Origin of the sequence: Caballeronia sordidicola (genome assembly GCF_000729995.1) — a bacterium.
Lineage (GTDB): Bacteria > Pseudomonadota > Gammaproteobacteria > Burkholderiales > Burkholderiaceae > Caballeronia > Caballeronia sordidicola_A.
Genome location: NZ_JNFG01000021.1, coordinates 40426 through 59101 on the forward strand (window position 1 = coordinate 40426; position 18676 = coordinate 59101).

Here is an 18676-nt window from a genome sequence, read left to right on the forward strand (position 1 = left end):
ACCTTTCTCCTCGAAGCCCAACAACCACGTGGCTTTGCGGCTACCCCGGTTCGGCAAAGTTTACTTGCGTTTACTCCGTATACCTCTTAGTCTTCGGTTACCGTCGGTTCTACCTTTTAAGGGAGAATCCACGTTTTTGGTAGAACCAGAGCCACCGGGAAGAACATGGATATTAACCTTTCGACGCCACCCATCGAAGTGACGCCGGACGACCTCGTCAATTTGGCGGCTCGCTCCGCGAAAATGCTCGAGCGAATTCGCACTCAAATGCTCCAGCCGTTCCCACGGAAGGTTGCCCCGGTGTTCCCGAGCGGCAAACTGCAGGAACTGTGCGGCATCGACAAAGCCCGCTTCTCCTATCTGATCAAGAAAGGGGAACTGCCTCAAGGCACCCAGGAGAAGGCTGGGGCCGCGCGGCAGTTTACGCTCGCCGAAACCATCGAATGGGTCAAGGCGGAACGCAAGCCACGACAACGTCCGGCGGGAAAGGACGGGAAAATCATCGCAATTGGCAACTTCAAGGGCGGCGTGACCAAGACCACGACGTCCATGGTATTGGCGCAAGGTTTGTCGTTGCGTCATGGCCGACGCGTCCTCCATATAGATATGGACCCACAGGGCAGCGCGACCACGCTGTACGGGATCAACCCGCACGCGGAAATCAACGGCGACCAGACTATCTTGCCTCTGATCGAGGCTTACGTCAGCGGCGAAACCTTCGACATGAAGCATTTGCCGATGCAGACGTATTGGGAAAACCTTGACCTGATCCCGTCATCCACGGACCTGTTCAACGCCGAATTCATGCTCCCGGCGCGCGTTCACGCATCGCCGAGCGCAAAGTTCTGGAACGTGCTGAACGACGGTCTCAAGGAACTCAAGCACGAGTACGACTACATCATCATCGATACCGCGCCCACGTTGAGTTACCTGACCATCAATGCGCTTTTCGCGGCAGATGGGGTCATCGTGCCGGTCATGCCGGACACCCTCTCGTTCGCATCGATGGTCCAGTTCTGGTCGCTTTTCTCCGACATGGTCTCCGGGATGAAGCAATTCGGCGAGTCAGCCGATGAAGCTAAGGTGTTCGATTTCATCGACATCCTGGTAACGCGTATGCCGAACAAGGCGAATGCGTCCATCGTTCGCGACTGGGTCATTACGACCTATGGCGAGCGTGTCTTGCCGGTCGAAATCCCGGAAACGGATCTTGCCCGGACGACCACCAACGATTTTTCGACGGTGTACGACTTCCCGAACTATGACGGCAATGCCGCAACGCTTCGACGAATCCGAGTGCCGTATGACCAGGTTGTAGATCTGATCGACAGCAAGGTCTGTTACCTCTGGGACAAGGAGTAAGCATGTCTACAGCAGCGAAACAAAAGGCAAAGGCGGCAGGTATTCGACTGGACGACGATGGCATGGATACGCCTTCCGAACCGGTCATGCCTCGCACCGCGCCTGGGCAGTTGATCGGTCTTCAGGGCCGCGTTCACAGCCAGCAGGCTGAAATTGACAAACTGAAACGGGCGCTGGAACAGCGCGCTCCCGGCAAACTCCCGCTGGATAAGCTTCACGAGATCCCGGGCCGACGCCGACGTCTTACGGCTGCAGAGTACGCAGAGCTTAAAGCGAACCTGACGGCATACCCGCTCGCCCAGCCGATTACGGTGCGCGAACGCCACGACGGCGAGTACGACATCGTGGCCGGTCATAACCGGGCTTCGGTGTATCGCGAACTGGGTCGCACCGAGATTGACGGCATTGTGCTGGACATCGATGCGTCGATGGTTGAGTACGCCGCCTTCTTCTCGAATCTCTTGTCGCCCACTCTTTCGGACTTTGAGAAATTCTGGGGCTTCAAATCGCTTCAGGACTCAACGGGAATTACGAAAGAAGATCTAGCGAAGGCCGCAGGCATTAGCGACTCGCACGTCGGGCGGATCATGAAGTTCGATCTGCTGCCTGACGAGTGCAAGGAACTGCTGGCAACTCGACCCGAACGATTGGGGAGTAACGCAGCAGAACAAATGGCTAAGGCGGTGGCGGAGGGTCGCGTAGACAAAGTAAAAGCGGCGATCGAGCGGCTTTTGGCTGATGACGCATACACCCAGGCGCAAGCGGTTGCGGCAACAAAGCCGGATCGAGCCCCCCGCGAGAAACATGAGCCCCTGATCGTCAAGCGCGGCGCAAAGAAGGTTTGCCAGATTTCAGCGCGAAATGGGGTGGTCGGGGTTTCGTTCTCCGGCAAAGCCGCTGACGAAGCAGAGCAATGGGCAGAACGGATTCACGCGTTCATTGAGTCGGAACTCGAAAAGCAGTGATCCCTAGTAGGGAACTGCTTTAAATCAACGACTTAGCGCGCAGCACATCAGCACCTTGAAGTCTTGAATCTCGACTCAAGACTTCCCTAGTAGGGAATCGTTAAAAATCATGGACTTAGCTCAGCAGTCCGCCAAACGACCGAGAACGATCATGAACTGATTTCAATGCAGGAAAAACAAAAGCCTTCGGCGGGAACCGAAGGCTTTTGAATAATCGGGCTTCGCTGTCGCTTGCCCACCGCTGCATTTCTCCGACGGGAATCGGATAAAGGCCCAACACCTCGAAGTGTAGCGGATAGCGATCGGCAGTCAAGCGTTTCTCTTCCATTTTGAAGAAATGGACGTGTGACATGCTTATCGCGCAACTTTCCGTTGCTGGCGAGGGGGACCTGTACCCTCTTCCACCCTCCGACGACTCCGTCGATATCGACCAAACCGCGCTGGATGAATTTCTCGCCGGTCAATCAAATCTCCCTTGGGTTGTATTCCGGGCCGCGCATCGTGCTGCGAATTTTCCAGCACTCCCTGCTCGAGCTCGTGCCGTGTTGGCCGCACTTGCACGCACTGTCGACGCCAATCGGCCGTACGCCGCCATATTCGCCCGTCGTGAGCTTCTGACCGGACGCGCCATGCAATCGATGCGCACGTTCTATCGAAGCCTGGACGATCTCGAAACAGCCGGTCTGATTGAACGCGTGCCGCAGAAACGCTTCGGGACAGCAGGATTGTTTGGTCGCGCCTATCTGCACCTTACCGAAAAATCCGCCCTTGTCCTTGGGTACGGGGCTCAGGCTTCGGACACCCAATCTTCCATTCGCAAACTTCCTCCTGCTCACCCCGGCGAATTGCCTTCGACGGACGCTGCGACACTCAGCGCACCTGCCCATTCATTTACCTCGCCGTGTGTCACGGTGGCAGACGGAGCTATATATAAGGATCTGTTCCCTAAGAATCAAAAGAGACAACCAGGAGAGCTCCCAGCGGATCTCCAGCGCTTGCTGAGTTTGGGTTTTCGTCAATTTTTGATTTTTAAACTCATGCGAGAAGCGAAGGCGCACGCGAAGCTGCTTTCCGACGTGGTCGAAGCGACCTGGGAACATCTGCGAAATGCGAAGCGCCCGATTAGCTACCTTCGCGCCCTGCTCCGGTCTCCGGTTGACTTTGGACACCAGATCCGCGCCAAGCGACTCGCCGCAAAACGACTGGCCGAAGAGAACGCGCAAGCCGCGAATATCGACACCGCTGTGCTCCAGTGCGCTGGACAGGTATTTATCGATATTGCCAACACCCGTCTCATCACGGTCGCCAGCACAGCCGATTCGATCACCGTCCACGACTACCGGGAAGCACAGCCACGCGTCTCGACCGGCCAGTGGGCAGCAGCGTTCGTCGCCGCGCTGAATGCAAGGGAAGTCGTTCGAGCGACCTCCGACCAGGTAGCTGCATTCCGATTGAAGTGCGACAACAATCGCGCTGTTCAGTCGAAGGCTACAGCGCCAGCCGCAGACGCGATGCCGCGGACGAGAACATCAACGATCAACGATCGCCTCAGCGAAATGAAGAAGATGCTGCGAGCAACGTGTGCAGGCGCCTCCTTGGACCCTCTCGACATGCGAGTTGACGTGAGTTCGGGGCAAGGGTTGAAGGCAAATGGTTGATGGCGCGCTTCGGTCCGCTTTCCTTTGCGACAAGAATGGGAGGCCTTCGCTCACGCAGCACGATGGGCATCGATCGATCGGGATTATCAGCGTGCACCAGGACGTTGCGTGCTATCGGAATTTCAGTACCCCACGATCTGGCGTATTCCCGCTGCGTGTTGGCGCGCTTACGCGTGTCGCGTCGTTTCGCGGGCGAACATCAAGCCGCCTGACGTCGGAAGATGCTCCGCTATACAACCATCCCGAAAAAGCAGATCAAACAGCATGAGCCTTCGCGCGAATTACCGAGGCGCTGGGGCTCACAGCCAGTCCGACAAAATTCAATCAATCGCAACTAACGGTCGATTCATTCCGCATCCGCAACCCGCGCTGCCCAGGGTCCGACAGGCAGCTCGGACGCACAACCCGTTTTTAAAAAGGGGCTCCTTCAGGCTCTCTCAGATTGCTGACGAGGCAATGTACCGTACGGTTGGTCGACGAACATCCCGCCACGAAAGCACGAACGAGCCGGCATACCCTGCGTCAAGCTCAAAATCGCGTGGAACAAAATGACTTCGAAAAGGACTCGAGGATCATGGTGTCCGATAACCAACTCGGCATCCCGATCGCGCGAACGGATCTGCCCGACAATCATTCAATCGAATAAGACCGAGAAACGACAAAGACACGAGCCTGCAACGCCGCAAAACTACCCCCGCGACCATTCTTTTCGACATGCCCCGTCAAGTATCATGCCGGGGTGATCTTTGTCAGACGGGAATACAATAATGACAACCGAAATCGGTTTAGTACGGCCGGAAACGCTGCGTCATCAGGTGGAGAATGTGCTCCGGCAGGCCATCATGTCCGGTCGCTTCGCACCGGGCGCGCGGCTTATAGAACGTGAACTGTGTGAGACGCTGGGTGTCAGCCGGACGTCGGTTCGAGAGGCATTGCGCCGGTTGGAAGCCGAAAAGCTGGTACGTAGCGTGCCGCATAAGGGTCCGGTCGTTGCGATCATGTCGAAGCAAGAGGCAACCGAGCTTTACGCGATCCGAGGTTTGCTCGAAGGTTTCGCGGCCGAAGAGTTCGCTCGAATTGCGGACGACGAGGCCGTCGCGCAGTTCGGTGAAAAGGCGAAGGTACTGCGCACGCAAGCATTGGCCAACGATCAAGCGGGCGTGCTCAAGGCGAAGACCGAGCTCTACGATGTACTGCTCGACAACTGCGGCAATGCGCTGGTGAAAGAGATACTGACGAGCCTGTATTCGCGGGTCAACCTGCTGCGCGCGACTTCGTTGATGCATCCAGACCGCCTTCCGGCTAGCCTTCGTGAGATCGACAAGTTGTACAAAGCATTGAAGGCGCGGGATGCAGAAGGGGCCGGCGCGGCCGCACGACTGCATGTGGCAAATGCGGAGAAAGCCGCCATGCGGATGCTCGACGAAACAGCGGAAGAGCAGAAATAAGTTGTGCAAGTTAAAAGGGACCGGACACCCTGCCCAAGGCGCCGCCAATGAATACGCCCGCGCATTCGTTGCGCCGGCTTCAGGCCGGCAACATCGTGACCAAACTCGCGCATGGTGAATATCGCTTCGAGGATGAAGCTCTTGCGCAGTGGATTCGCGAACAAGGCACCCTGGGAGACGATGCCCCGGTCTGAAGGACGCGTTCTTTAAAGCCTTCGCTTCTCGAACGAACGATCAATGCGCGTCGCGCCTGGAACCGAAATCAAGCACTAGGCGCGGCGTTTGAACCATCCCGTGAGCGACAAGCGGTCGCGCGTCGCGGGCAATACTTCGTGCAGCATGTCGGCGGATAAAAACACGGCGATCCGGCTGCCGACCGGCGAGATGTCGTGCGTGTTCAAGCCATCCGGATGCAGTCGTAAAGCCCCGCCGTGCTCGGGCAGCCAGTCCGCATTCAGATAGACGATCACCGAAACAGTCCGGCTGTCGTCGTGTCGAAAACGGTCGCGGTGCTGCATGTATGAAGCGCCCGGTGCGTAGAACGCAAAGTGGCTTTCGTATTCATCGAGACCCAGGAACAGCTCGCGATTCAACGCAACGCGAAGTTTTTCCATGATCGCGAGATAACGGTCGCACGCGTCCGACTGACCCGCCTCCAGCCACTGGATCCGGTCGCCGCGCACGCCGGGCTGCAGCGATCGCGCCGTGCCCTGGCTGACGTGCGCCGGTGTCAGCTTCCCGGCCGCCGCGAGCGCAGCGCATTCCAGCGCCAGCGCGAGGGTCAGTTCCGGTGGCAAGAAAATGTCCTGCACCGACCAGCCATGCTCATGAACGGCATCGACAATATGACGATGCAGGCCATCTCCGGACGCATCGGAATGCGCCGGCGGTTGCGATCGGATCACTACGGGTTCCTTCGAACGAAGGTGCTGCGTGGAAATTCGGGCGGCCGTCCGAGGTGGGACTTCGGACCAGCGGAAATCGGATATGAGCGGGGTGGGGCTTCAATCTGAGAGGCAGATTTTAACACCGGCTCCTGACTGTTCCCGCGACTGGGGCTCGCGGTGCTCTGGCCCGGTTTGCCCGCGCCTCGGCTCGTTCAACCCGCGGGCATTATCGGCGCATGCGGGTGCTGGATCGCGGGTTCGATTGAGGAGCCATGCAGTACGGCATCGACATTGTGCGAAGCAGTCAGGCGATCCAGCGAGCAGCGTTTAATTCCCTACACCAAAGGCAACCACACTTCCGTCCGAAGCGCTTCCGGAGGAGTGACTTCGGGCCGGTTCAGGTTGACCTCCAGCGGCGGTTCGTCGCGAAGCTGTTCGCCCGATGACGGCAGCCAGTCCCGATACGCCGCCTTCCACGTGCGATGCAACGTCGTATAAGGACCGACGTGGGTGAAAACCGCATAACGGCCGCTCGCGATCGGCTGCCACGTCAGCGTCCCGGAAAGCGGCAGGCCATCGGGTTGCTCGCACTTCCCGCTGCCTGTGGCCATCGAATAACCGAACACCAGGCCGGCGATAAAACGGCAGTGCGGATCGTCAGGACCTTTGGGATCGTCGGGCACTATGCTCATGTAACTCTCCACCTGCTCGCGAAGCCCAGCGCCATTCACTACCTGCATCAACTCGCCAAACGCCTGTTGTGCTGCACGCATCATGTTGTTGTCGACCATGCCGCGCCCCGTGGCGGTCAGCGCGACAATGCCCTCAGGCAAGTGGGTCATTCGAGAGACTTGCATGGCATCGGCTCCTTTGAGAGTAGAGGGAAAATCGGGTTCACGACAACGTGTAAAAAGGTCCTTACACACAAGGACATCGCCTCGACGCACAGCCGTCGGCGTGGTGTCGAGATCGCGTCGCATCGCTTTGGCGAGCGCCTGCGCGGACTCGTAGCCCACCGTCAACGCAATATCCGATACCGGTTCGTGGCCGCTCACGAGCAGCGCACAGGCGCGTCGAAGCCGCAGCAAGGTCACGTAGTTCGCCACCGTGCAGCCGGTATAAGCACGGAACACCCGATGAAAGTGATGGCGCGACATAGCTGCGCAATCGGCGAGCGTTTCGGCCGTCAGCGGTTCGTCGAGATGACTCTCAGCGTGAGCCAGCGCACGGGCAATCAACTCGGCGTGGCGATCGGACATTGGTCTGACAATAGGCGGCTGCATGGACACCATTGTAGAAGGCGATACCCGCGCGACGCGTGTCCCAGCGTGCTCGATGCAGGTCATTCGTGCTGGCGCCGCGAGGCTGGTGATTCCCGTTGTCGAGCTCAGGACCGCGCGGTTTTTCAAGGGCATACGGGCCGCTGACCAAACCGAGGCAGCGCCTCAAATCCGAGCCGCATCAAGCGCTTAGATCGTCGCCAGACACGTTATCCACAGGGTTCTCAACATAAACGGTGAATAACCCGCGCGACGGTTTCATGTCGTCGTTACGCGGCGCAAGCACGTTGCGCCGGACTAGCCCGGAATCGGAAAATGTACGCCGGCCCGCTGCGCCGCGTTCACGATATGCGCTTCAATTGCCCGCCCCGCGTGTTCGCTGTCGCGCGCCTTCAATGCTTCGACAATCGCCAGATGTTCGTGATACGTCGACAGCACCAGTTCCCGCCGATAAAACGGCAACCGCTGGCTTTCTTTCATGATGTCAGCGCTGCCGCGCAGGATCGATTCAATAGCCGTATTGCCCGCGAGACTCACGATGCGCATGTGGAACGCGAAGTCGAGTTGCGCGGCTTCGTCGAGTTCGGCGCAGGTCAGCGCGCCTTGCAGCGAGTCGAGGTTCTCCTCCAGCCAGACGATGTCTGCATCGCCAATAGCCGGGGCCGCCAGCCGCGCGACGAAACCTTCGAGCGCGAAGCGCATCTGGTAAGTATCGGGCAGCGACGCTTGATCGGCAAAACGCCACGCGTGCGCACCGGCCGCTTCTGCACTGTTCACATACACGCCCTTGCCGGGACGGATATTCAGCATGCCGAGCGCTTCGAGCGTGGACAGCGCTTCACGCAGCGAGGCGCGGCTGATCGCCAGTTCCTCCGATAACTGCCGCTGCGCCGGCAGCAGACTCCCCACCGGATAAACGCTCGTCTCGATGCGCTCACGAATAGTCGCGATGGCGGCATCGGTCACGGTGTGCGGAACATTTTTCATAGGGCGGTTAAGAGTGGGGCGGTCTGACCGCCATTGTAGGCGCGACACCGCCAAGCGTCTGCCTCATCGAGATTTTTCGGAAGAATGAAAGCTGAAAACGCCGGGTAAACCGCTATCAAACGGATCTTGACTCCACTATATCGGCTTTCTAATATTCCTCATCAGCAACTGGTCCGACCAGTCTGAACAGTTAGCATAGTCATCAATCCCGTGCCGTGCGACACCGAGGAGACACACCGTGTTGAGATTTCTTAATTCCCTGTTTGGGCGGGTCATGATCGCGCTGGTCGCGGGCATTGTGATTGGCGCGGTGTTTCCCCATTTCGCGCAATCGCTGAGACCGCTCGGCGACGGTTTCCTCAAGCTCATCAAGATGGTGATCGGGCCGATCGTGTTTTGCGTGGTCGTCTCCGGCATGGCAAGCGCGGGCAACCTGAAGAAGGTCGGGCGTGTCGGGCTGAAGTCGGTGGTCTATTTCGAGGTGATGACCACAATCGCGCTCGTGATCGGCGCTGTGCTCGCGTATGCGACCCGGCCGGGTGTGGGCATGAATATCGACCTTCATACGCTCGACGCCGGTTCGCTCGCCACCTACACCGAACACGCGAAAAGCCTGAAGGACACGGCTGGCTTCCTGCTCAAGATCATCCCCGATACGGCCACCGACGCCTTCGCGAAGGGCGACATCCTGCAGGTCCTGGTGTTCTCCGTGCTCTTCGGCGCAGCGCTTTCGCTGCTGGGCGAGAAGGCGCAGCGCGTGACGAGTTTTATCGATGAACTGTCACACGTGTTTTTCCGCGTCATGGGTTTCATCATCAAGCTCGCGCCGCTCGGCGTGCTCGGTGCGATTGCGTTTACGACGGGGACCTATGGCGTCGAGTCGCTGAAGCAACTCGGCATGCTGGTGGCCGTGTTCTACGTGAGCTGCTTCGTGTTCGTGTTCGTCGTGCTCGGCGTGGTGATGCGGCTCACCGGTTTCAGCATCTTCAAACTCGTGCGATATCTGCGCGAAGAACTGCTGATCGTGCTCGGCACCGCTTCGTCGGACGCCGTGCTGCCGCAGATCATGCGCAAGCTCGAATGGATGGGCGTGAAGGATTCCACCGTTGGCCTCGTGATCCCGACCGGTTATTCGTTCAACCTCGACGGCTTCTCGATCTATCTCACGCTCGCCGTCATCTTCATCGCGCAGGCCACCAATACGCCGCTGTCGATCCACGACCTGATAGTAGTCGTGCTGGTGTCGCTGGTGACGTCCAAGGGCGCGCACGGCATTCCCGGCTCGGCCATCGTGATCCTGGCGGCGACGCTTTCCGCCATCCCGGCCATTCCCGTGCTCGGCCTCGTGCTGATCCTGCCGGTGGACTGGTTCGTTGGCATTGCGCGCGCCGTCACCAACCTGATCGGCAACTGCGTCGCGACGGTGGTCGTGGCCGTGTGGGAGAAAGATATCGACCGCGTGCGCGCCACGCGCGTGTTGAACCAGGATGCCGAATTGCTTTTCGTGCCGGCCGATCACGCCGGCGCAAGTCAAGGCCATGTCCACGAACCCGCGCACGCTGTCTGAGCGCCGTGCTCATCGCCATTCTCTGAATCGTTTTAAAGGAACTCACATCATGGCTAGCCCCGTTCTCGACCCCAACGCACCGGCGTTTACCCGCCGCTTCATGAACCTCGCCGATCCGCGTCTTGGCGCCACAGCGCTCTTCGCCAGCGATGAATTCTTCGCACCCAAGGAGCGGATGCTCGACCCGCAGCCGGCGGTTTTCATCCCGGGTAAGTACGACGACAACGGCAAGTGGATGGACGGCTGGGAAACGCGCCGCAAGCGCACCACCGGCTACGATTTCTGCATCGTCAAGCTCGCGCGGCCGGGCACCATTCACGGCATCGATTTGGATACCAGCCACTTCACAGGCAACTTCCCGCCGGCGGCGTCCATCGATGCCTGCACGAGCGACAGCGCTACGCCGCAAGACGATGCTGACTGGCGCGAGATCGTGCCGGCGACCACGCTGCAGGGCAACCAGCACCACTATCTGCCGATCTCCGACACCCGCGCCTACACGCACTTGCGCGTGAACATCTACCCCGATGGCGGGATCGCGCGCTTGCGTGTGTATGGCCAGCCGAAAGTGGACTGGACGCGCGTTGAACGAGGAACGCGAGTCGATCTCGCGGCGATTGAAAATGGCGCTTATCTGGTCGCGGCGAACAACCAGCATTTCGGACCCGCATCGCAAATGCTGATGCCTGGACGCGGCGTGGATATGGGCGACGGCTGGGAGACGCGGCGTCGCCGTGAGCCCGGCAACGACTGGGCGATCGTGGCGCTGGCGCACCCCGGCGTGATCCATGCGATCGAAGTCGATACTGCCCACTTCAAGGGCAATTTTCCCGATGGCTGTTCGCTGCAAGCAGCACGCGTGACCGGCGGCACGGACGAATCGCTTGTCACGCAGGCGATGTTCTGGCCGGTGTTGCTGCCGCAACAGAAGTTGTCGGCGGACAATATCCATCGATTTGAAAGTGAAGTGGCGGCGCTTGGTCCCGTCACGCACGTTCGCTTCAATATGTTCCCGGACGGTGGCGTGTCGCGCTTGCGCCTGTTCGGTGCGATCGAGTAAGAAGACATGAACACGCTTACGCTCGAACCTCTGACGCGCGCGGCGTTTAAACCGTTCGGCGATGTAATCGAACTCGACGGCGCGCAGCATTTTCCGATCAACGGCGGCACGACCCAGCGCTTTCACGATCTGGCGCGCGTGGATGTCGGCCCAGACGAGGGCGGCCGGCCGCTCATCAACGTGTTCCGGGGTCAGCCGCGTGCGCAACCCATCGAGATCTCAATGATGGAGCGTCACCCGCTAGGCAGCCAGGCGTTCTTGCCGCTCGGCGTAGTGTCGTATCTGGTGGTGGTCGCGCCGGCGGGTGAATTCGATGCATCGAAACTGCGGGCGTTTTTCACGCGCGGCTGGCAGGGCGTGAATTATGCGCGGGGCGTCTGGCATCATCCGCTGATCGTGCTCGATGTTGCTGCGGATTTTATCGTGGTGGATCGTGGCGGGAAGGAGGCGAATTGTGAGGAAACCTATCTATTGGAGAGTTTCCAACTGGTAGAGGGAGATCTCGTTTATTCGTCGGCCGCCTGAAGGCTGATAACCGGGCTTGCTGCTTTTGTTCGCGCAGCATGGCCCGGCTTTAAATCCATGATGTTGCTGGCGTCCGCGAGCCGATAAACACAGCGCGCTTCAAAAGCTAGGGCTGTGCAACCGCTACGACGCCCTCTTGCCCGCCATCCCGGCCCGTTGTCGTACCCCACTCGTCCGGTGCCGGACTGGCGCAGACCTGGTTGCGCCCCGCGTTTTTCGCGCGATACAACTGCGCATCGGCCGCGCCCACCAGGCTTTCCTCGGTCACGAGACCTGGTTCGCCCGCGCAATTCACAGCCACTACACCGAAACTCGCGGTGGACCGCACTTCGCGGCCATCCCACGCGCGCGTGGTCGTCAGCTCGAACGATTGGCGCATGCGCTCGGCAAGCACCGTCGCGCCGGCGAGGTCCGTTTGCGGAAGCAGCAACAGGAATTCCTCGCCGCCATAGCGAACCACGCTGTCGATCCGGTGCCGTGTGTGGGCAAACAGCATGGCAGCGAAGGTCCGCAAGACTGCGTCGCCCGCGGGGTGGCCGTGGGTATCGTTGATCTGCTTGAAGTGGTCGATGTCGCACAGGATGACCGCGAGTTTGAGCTTGTACCTTCGAGTGCGCTGGAGTTCTGCGTCGAACAGAACATCGGTCAGGTACCGCCGGTTGAAGCAGCCGGTGAGATAGTCGCGCACGGAGAGGTTGCGCAACATCGCGTGTTGGCAGAACTGGTCGCGGACCAGGCGATTGTGGCGGCGAGCGGTGACATAACCGAGCACATTGGTGAAGGCCAGAAGCATCGACGATGTCAGCAACGCCGACGAGTCGAGCGTCTTCGATACCGCGCAAATGGCGATAAACGCGATCGTCGCGGTCAAGGATATGAGCAAAGCCCAGAGCAGCTTGTTCTGAATGAAGTTGTACACCACGATCAGCAGAATGCACATGGACATGCAGTGCGCCGCCATTCCGGTGGGACGAAGCCAGGTGATCAACATGAAGACAGTGAAGCCGACGACTTCGAACGCGCTCGCGGCCGCGCGCACGGAGGCGAGGGAAACCTGCGGGAAGCTTACGACGCGCAGGCTGATCACACCCGTCAATGCAACGCAGCAGCGCGCCAGCAAAAGCACGAAGGTGGTACGGGAATAACCGAGGGCGGCTATGTCGGTAATCGCGAAAGCGACGTAAAACAGCGTGCAGAAGACCAGCGTGCGCATCAGGGAGGTATGGTTCGCGATCCGGTGATGGCGCTGAAACTCTTTTTCCACTGACGCGTCTTCGAACTCGGACCATAGACGGTCAAGCTTGAAATTCGTCTCTGCGTCGAAGCGTGGAATTTCGGTTGGTTCTGCCATCGCTCGCCATGTCTGATGTCGCGGTTGGGGCCACATCATAAGTCATTTTGGGTGTCGGGCCCGGGGCGTCGACGTCCGGAAGAAACGCAATATCGGCGGGATGAATGGGTAAGTCAGACCCTTACGTCGAGGCCAGTGCCGCCAGCGTGTCACGCAACCACACGTGCGCCGGATCGGCCTGATTGCGAGGCGGCCACGCGGCGAACAACGTAAAACCGCGCGCCTCGAACGGTAGGTCGAAGATATCGAGGCGCGCCCGATAACGCTCGGCAAAGCGGGCGGGCAGCGTCGAAACATAGTCCGTGCGTGCGAGCAATTCAGGCACAAGCGTGAAATGCTGCACCGACAATACAACCCGGCGCTCGCGTCCCAGCGCGTCCAGGTGTTCGTCCATGAAGCCATGAAAACTGCCGCCGCTCGTCGACACCAGCACATGATTCAGCGCGCAATACGTGTCCAGATCGAGCGGCGCCGTCCCGCGGGGATGCCCCTTGCGCTGGACGACGACAAAATGCTCATCGAAGAGTTTGCGGGCTTTCATCGACGCCGGCACCATCCGCTCCGAGCCCAATAACAAATCGATTTCACCGCGCTCAAGGCGGGTCGCCATCGACGGCTGGTCGGCTACGACAAATGCGATCCGCACGCCTGGCCCCGCCAGCGTCGGCAACTGCTCCATGAGCCGCTGGCCGAGCACCGCCGTGGCGTTGTCGTTTGCGGCAATGACAAAGCTGCGGTGGTCCGTATGCGGATCGAACGAGGATTGATGGCGTACGACCGCTTCGAGATTCTTCAAGGCCAGATGCAGCGGCTCCATCAGCTCGAGCGCCCGCGTGCTGCGCGTCATGCCGCGGCCGGTCTCGGCGGGAATCAGCAGCGGATCGCCGAAGATCTGCCGCAGCCGCGCAAGCTGCGTCGAGACAGCCGGTTGCGTCAGATGCAGCCGTTGCGCCGCGCGCGTGACATTCGATTCGGCGAGCAAGGCGTCAAGCGACACCAGCAAATTCAAGTCGATACCGCGAAGATCAATCATGTTGATAGGTCGCATTCCATTAATTGATTTCAAGAATACGTACCCGGAACCTAGAGTTCAACTGTCCAACCAATCCCAAGGGGAATACAGATGAAAGCCTGGATGCTCGATGAACCCGGTACGCCGCTGGCGCTACGCGACATTGCACAACCGGCGCCACGCCGCAATGCGGTGACTGTCCGGATGGAGGCGGTGCCGCTGCTCAGCTACACGCGCGCTCACGTTGAAGGCAAGTTGCCTTATGCGTATCCGCCGGGACCGTTTTCGCCGGGGACAAACGGCGTCGGCCGGGTGGAAGCGGTCGGCGAGGGCGTGATGTCGTTTCGCGTGGGTCAGCGCGTCGCGGTCAACCCGTACTGGATTGCCAATGAAACGGTACGCGAACCGGCGCAAGTGCTCATCGCGCTGACCGGCCTCGGCGCCGACAGCGGGCCGATGCTCGCCGAATTTCCACATGGCACCTTGCGTGAGGTAGCGGAATTCCCGGCATCGACGCTGATTCCGCTCGATGGACTCGACGACCTCCCAGCCGAGCGTCTCGCGATACTAGGCAAGTTCGCAGTGCCGTTCGGCGGTTTGCGGCGCGGCCGGCTGGCGGCGGGTGAAACCGTGATCGTGAACGGTGCGACCGGCTACTTCGGCTCGGCGGCCGTACTCGTTGCGCTGGCGATGGGCGCGAGCAGGGTGGTTGCGCTCGGCAGGCGCGCCGAGCCGCTGCAAACGCTGGTGGAACTCGGGCGAGGCCGCGTGGTGCCGGTCGTGCTTTCGGGCGACGCGGCGCGCGACGTGACGGCCATTCGTGCGGCGTCGGGCGGTGGAGCGGACCTAGCCTTCGATATGGTCGGCAACGCAACCGATGCCAACGCCACCCTCGCCGCGCTAAGAAGCTTGCGACGCGCCGGGCGTCTCGTCCTGATGGGCAGCATGCAGGTGGACTTGCCGATTCCCTATTCCGAGATGCTGCTGAACAACTGGGAGTTGATCGGCCACTTCATGTACACACCCGCCGACTATCTCGCGCTGGTTGCGCTGGCTGCATCGCGTCAGTTGCCGCTTGCGTCCGTCGAATTGAAGACGTTTCCATTCGCGGAGTTGGAAGCGGCTATTGATGAAGCCGGCCGCATGTCGGGCCTGCAATGCACCGTGGTAGGCGGTGACTCGCCCCAAGCGTGGAAGCAGGGCGGCGCCTAGTACAGGTCGGTCTTGAGACGGCCGGGCAATGCGCGGTCGTAGGCGTCGCCGTCGAAGCTGGCATCGCTTACGTTCTTCAGCATGGCGCCGGCCGAGGGCAAGCTTGAGCGGTCGACGTATTTCTCCCCGTTCCACAAGTCCGATCTCACGACCGCCTTCGAACAATGGAAATACACGGACTCCACATGCACGAGGATCACCGTGCGCGGCGGTTTGCCGTTGACGCTGAATGAGGCGAGCAGCTCGCTGTCGTCGGCAATCGATGCACGGCCGTTCACGCGCATCATTTCTCCCACGCCCGGCACGAGAAACAGCAAGGCCACGCGCGGGTCGTGCACGAGGTTCCTGAGTGTATCGATACGGTTATTGCCCGGGCGGTCGGGAATGGCGAGCGTATGGGCATCGAGGATCCGGACGAAGCCCATGGCATCGCCTTTGGGCGAGCAGTCGAGCCCGTCCTCTCCCGCCGACGCCAGCATCACGAACGGCGACGCAAGAATGAATGCCGCATAGTCTTCGCTGATGAACGAAATCTCCTTGCGCAACGACCGCTCGTTTGCCTTGCCGTAGATATCTTCCAGTTGTTCGACGCTCGTCAACATGCTGCGCTCCTTCAATGATCCGGGTTCAGCCCGTACATTAGCAGGCCCGGCTGAACGTAACCTGACTAGTGCGGCGTGACAGGAACAGGATCGAGTCCCGTCTGCGTGACGACCGGCGCCGCTTCCGGCGAGGCGAGATACTCGAGCAGCGCTTTCGCTTCGGCCGGATGTTGCGCGCCCACCGGAATGCCGGCCGCAAATCGCGTAATCGATTGAACCGACTCGGGAATCTTGCCGACGAACGTTACGCCCGGGATGGGCAGCAGTTCACTCACTTGCTGGAAGCCGAGTTCGTAGTCGCCGTTGGCCACCACCGACGCTACCGGAATCTTCGGCACCATGGTGGCCTTGGGCCGGATGTGGTCCTCAATGCCAAGACGCTTGAACAACTCGTTCTGTATGTACACGCCGCTCGCGCTGTCGGAATAGGCGACCGATTTCGCGTGCAGCAGCGTGTCCTTCAACGCCGCAACCGTGCCGATGTCCGGCTTCGGCGCGCCAGCGCGCACGACCATGCCGATGGCCGAATCGGCGAGTTCCACGCGTGAGCCCGGCATTACCTTGCCTTGCTTGATGAGGTCGTCGAGCGCGTAGCCGACCATGATCACCACGTCCGCCGGTTCGCCCCGGGCCAGCCGGTTCGGGATCGCTTCGGGCGCTTTTCCCATGGACGGGCCCAAGGCGGTGTCGAGCGTATTGCCGCTTGCTGTGGCGAATTTTGGCCCGAGGATTTTATAGGCCGCCGTGAATCCGCCTGAACTCATGACATGTAATTCCGCGGCATGAACGGTGGTGGCAGTGGTCGCGGCCGCAACGCCGCCGATGAACGCGAATGCGGAAAGCTTCAGCAAGAACGATTTCATGGATGACCGTAAAAAGTAGATGAACCGATAACGTTTGCGCCGACGAAGTTTAAACGCATCGAAGGTAATGGTCGTTAGGGAACACCCCGTGTTATTCGGCGCAAATAGACGCGCAAACGATTTCCGCCTTAGCCTGACGATTAACTTACCGCTCAAAGCCAAACGTTGTACTTTCAACGCCTCCGACCATGTAAGCCGAGGCTCTCTGGTGGAACTGTCAAATACTGAAAAGTACGTGAAATAGCGCAGTGATTGGCGGTAGAGTGTTTCATCGAAAGACATTTTTGGTTTGTCCTTCGGTAAATAATATTAGTGGGGAAAAACATGCCCGGCGCCACGCTCCGAGGGATGAGAACCCATGAAGGCGATCTGGTTTATTTAGCGCTGAGAGGCTGGCTCGCCGCGCACAAGACGTCAGTTTCGGGGATATCAAGTGAATACCAAAACGCCATACCAGGGAAATCGCGCGTCGATAATAATCGATGCGGAAATAGTCCACATTGAAGGGATCATGTCCCGTTGTCTCGCGATGGGCGCCAATGGCGCTATTTTTCACGCGAACTATTGGCGCAACCGTTTATTGACGCTGCGGGATTCCGGTCTGAGCCATACGCAGGACGTCGCGGTGCAATCGCTTCTAAGCAATCTCGTTGCGTGTCACTAAACCGGGGTGCTTTGAATGTTGAATAAATCCAGCGGCGGCCCGCTTGCGTGGAAGTCGAAAATCCGGCCAGAGCAATCGGTCGACAGCTTACATTATGTGACGCTGGATCTTGCGTCGGATTCGCATGCTCGTGCGGCAATCGAGGCTTATGCCGATTCGTGCGCTGCCGAAATACCGTGGCTGGCGGATATTCTGCGGGCACGACTGGAGAAACTAAACCGTTCGGTAGACCGCACTCAGGATCGATTTGCTGGAATTGAGGAAGATGAAGCCGTTCCAATGCCGCTGACGTATTGCGAGCAGACGGCGCGGCGATTGATTGCTTTCGCGTGCATGTGCGCGCGGGCGCGTGAGGATTACTCGGATGCGGCGTGGGATCATGTCATGAAAAGCTTTGACCGGATGCTGATTCAAATGCGTTGATTTCGCATAAAAAAGTATAATAAAAATAGCAGCTAATCTGCATCGGCATTCGGCGTCCAAGCAAAATAAATGACAAGGCCGTCTTGACTATTTAACGGGATATCAGGCAATGCGGATTTGTGTGCTGGACGATGACCTGAGCCAGACGGCGTTCGTGGCTCAGACATTGACTGCGGCCGGGCACTCCTGCCAGGTTTTCACCGAGGGCAAGAGCCTGATCCATGAGCTGAGGCGTCAGCCGTACGACCTGCTGCTGCTCGACTGGAACATGCCGGAAATGCCGGGCGACGTCGTGCTGAAATGGGTCAGGCAAAACCTCACCACGAACCTGCCGGTGCTCTTCCTGACAAGCCGCAGTGTTGAAAGCGACATCGTCCAGATGCTTAACGCCGGCGCCGACGACTACATCCTCAAGCCGGTGTCGCGGCCTGTGCTGCTCGCCCGCGTGGAAGCTTTGCTGCGGCGGATCTACATGAGTCAGAACGACGTGACCGAGGAAACCTACGGCATCTATCGATTCGATCTGACCACCCAGACCGCACTGGTCAGTGAAACTCCGGCCGTGTTGACGCAGAAGGAATTCGAGCTGGCGCTGCTGCTCTTTCGCAACCTGTCGCGGCCGTTATCACGCTCCCATATTCGCGAATCGGTGTGGCGGCAGGACGTGGATATCCCGTCGCGCACTATCGATACCCATGTCTCGCAGATTCGCTCCAAGCTGGTGTTGCGGCCGCAAAACGGTTACCGCATAACACCCATCTACAGCTACGGCTACCGGTTGGAAAAAGTGGGGAATGAATCGCCGTGAAC

19 protein-coding genes are annotated in these 18676 nt (G+C 59.4%); 12 read left to right on the forward strand and 7 right to left on the reverse strand.

Annotation, left to right across the window (positions count from 1 at the left end; translation table 11 throughout):
- The first annotated feature begins 165 nt into the window (after positions 1-165).
- From FH08_RS0121510 to FH08_RS52590, 5 genes are all read left to right on the forward strand, one after another.
- Positions 166-1362, forward strand: coding sequence for a ParA family protein (locus tag FH08_RS0121510; RefSeq protein WP_031360339.1), 1197 nt, complete (start codon positions 166-168; stop codon positions 1360-1362).
- A 110-nt stretch (positions 1363-1472) separates the two neighbouring features.
- Positions 1473-2327 carry a ParB/RepB/Spo0J family partition protein gene (locus FH08_RS0121515; RefSeq protein ID WP_235210441.1) on the forward strand — a complete coding sequence of 285 codons (855 nt, stop codon included), beginning with the start codon at positions 1473-1475 and terminating at the stop codon, positions 2325-2327.
- Positions 2328-2677: 350 nt separating this feature from the next.
- On the forward strand, positions 2678-3985 hold the full coding sequence (locus tag FH08_RS0121525; protein ID WP_051888421.1) for a hypothetical protein: 1308 nt from the start codon (positions 2678-2680) through the stop codon (positions 3983-3985).
- A gap of 767 nt (positions 3986-4752) precedes the next feature.
- Positions 4753-5433, forward strand: coding sequence for a GntR family transcriptional regulator (locus tag FH08_RS0121540; RefSeq protein ID WP_031360344.1), 681 nt, complete (start codon positions 4753-4755; stop codon positions 5431-5433).
- Positions 5434-5480: 47 nt separating this feature from the next.
- The gene (locus FH08_RS52590) at positions 5481-5627 is read left to right on the forward strand and encodes a hypothetical protein (RefSeq protein WP_160172487.1); all 147 of its coding nucleotides are present in this window, start codon (positions 5481-5483) and stop codon (positions 5625-5627) included.
- A gap of 75 nt (positions 5628-5702) precedes the next feature.
- Here the strand turns inward: FH08_RS52590 and FH08_RS0121550 are convergent, their stop codons facing one another.
- From FH08_RS0121550 to FH08_RS0121565, 3 genes are all read right to left on the reverse strand, one after another.
- A complete protein-coding gene (locus FH08_RS0121550) occupies positions 5703-6338 on the reverse strand; it encodes a 2OG-Fe(II) oxygenase (protein ID WP_051888422.1) in 636 nt (211 codons plus the stop codon).
- A gap of 317 nt (positions 6339-6655) precedes the next feature.
- Positions 6656-7579, reverse strand: a complete 924-nt coding sequence (locus tag FH08_RS0121555; RefSeq protein ID WP_031360346.1) for an AraC family transcriptional regulator — start codon at positions 7577-7579, stop codon at positions 6656-6658.
- Between the two features lie 318 nt (positions 7580-7897).
- Entirely contained in the window at positions 7898-8587 is a 690-nt protein-coding gene (locus tag FH08_RS0121565) for a FadR/GntR family transcriptional regulator (RefSeq protein ID WP_031360348.1), read from the reverse strand.
- Between the two features lie 238 nt (positions 8588-8825).
- Between FH08_RS0121565 and FH08_RS0121570 the strand changes: the two genes are divergently transcribed.
- The 3 genes from FH08_RS0121570 to FH08_RS0121580 are packed head-to-tail and all read left to right on the forward strand — an operon-like array spanning position 8826 to position 11739.
- The gene (locus FH08_RS0121570) at positions 8826-10154 is read left to right on the forward strand and encodes a C4-dicarboxylate transporter DctA (RefSeq protein ID WP_031360349.1); all 1329 of its coding nucleotides are present in this window, start codon (positions 8826-8828) and stop codon (positions 10152-10154) included.
- Positions 10155-10203: 49 nt separating this feature from the next.
- The gene (gene alc / locus FH08_RS0121575; protein ID WP_031360350.1) at positions 10204-11214 is read left to right on the forward strand and encodes an allantoicase; all 1011 of its coding nucleotides are present in this window, start codon (positions 10204-10206) and stop codon (positions 11212-11214) included.
- A 6-nt stretch (positions 11215-11220) separates the two neighbouring features.
- On the forward strand, positions 11221-11739 hold the full coding sequence (locus tag FH08_RS0121580) for an ureidoglycolate lyase (protein ID WP_031360351.1): 519 nt from the start codon (positions 11221-11223) through the stop codon (positions 11737-11739).
- Positions 11740-11845: 106 nt separating this feature from the next.
- Here FH08_RS0121580 and FH08_RS0121585 read toward each other — a convergent pair whose 3' ends face one another.
- Together FH08_RS0121585 and FH08_RS0121590 are read right to left on the reverse strand one after the other, a co-directional pair.
- Positions 11846-13090 carry a GGDEF domain-containing protein gene (locus FH08_RS0121585; RefSeq protein ID WP_063771221.1) on the reverse strand — a complete coding sequence of 415 codons (1245 nt, stop codon included), beginning with the start codon at positions 13088-13090 and terminating at the stop codon, positions 11846-11848.
- Positions 13091-13211: 121 nt separating this feature from the next.
- On the reverse strand, positions 13212-14123 hold the full coding sequence (locus FH08_RS0121590; RefSeq protein ID WP_051888434.1) for a LysR family transcriptional regulator: 912 nt from the start codon (positions 14121-14123) through the stop codon (positions 13212-13214).
- Positions 14124-14213: 90 nt separating this feature from the next.
- On the opposite strand from FH08_RS0121590, the gene FH08_RS0121595 reads away from it, so the two are divergent.
- The gene (locus tag FH08_RS0121595) at positions 14214-15314 is read left to right on the forward strand and encodes a zinc-binding dehydrogenase (protein WP_051888423.1); all 1101 of its coding nucleotides are present in this window, start codon (positions 14214-14216) and stop codon (positions 15312-15314) included.
- Here FH08_RS0121595 and FH08_RS0121600 read toward each other — a convergent pair.
- Positions 15311-15916: a pyridoxamine 5'-phosphate oxidase family protein gene (locus FH08_RS0121600; protein ID WP_031360355.1), complete on the reverse strand. Its 606-nt coding sequence runs from the start codon at positions 15914-15916 to the stop codon at positions 15311-15313. The two genes, FH08_RS0121595 and FH08_RS0121600, sit on opposite strands and share 4 nt — an antisense overlap.
- Positions 15917-15981: 65 nt before the next feature.
- Positions 15982-16779, reverse strand: coding sequence for a substrate-binding domain-containing protein (locus tag FH08_RS0121605; protein WP_031360356.1), 798 nt, complete (start codon positions 16777-16779; stop codon positions 15982-15984).
- A gap of 511 nt (positions 16780-17290) precedes the next feature.
- Between FH08_RS0121605 and FH08_RS52595 the strand changes: the two genes are divergently transcribed.
- The 3 genes from FH08_RS52595 to FH08_RS0121620 all read left to right on the forward strand — a co-directional run bounded on the left by FH08_RS52595 (position 17291) and on the right by FH08_RS0121620 (position 18674).
- Positions 17291-17443, forward strand: coding sequence for a hypothetical protein (locus tag FH08_RS52595; protein ID WP_160172488.1), 153 nt, complete (start codon positions 17291-17293; stop codon positions 17441-17443).
- A gap of 15 nt (positions 17444-17458) precedes the next feature.
- Positions 17459-17866: a hypothetical protein gene (locus FH08_RS0121615; RefSeq protein ID WP_051888424.1), complete on the forward strand. Its 408-nt coding sequence runs from the start codon at positions 17459-17461 to the stop codon at positions 17864-17866.
- A 109-nt stretch (positions 17867-17975) separates the two neighbouring features.
- Complete coding sequence (locus FH08_RS0121620) at positions 17976-18674, forward strand: response regulator transcription factor (RefSeq protein WP_031360358.1); 699 nt, start codon at positions 17976-17978, stop codon at positions 18672-18674.
- Positions 18675-18676 lie beyond the last annotated feature (2 nt).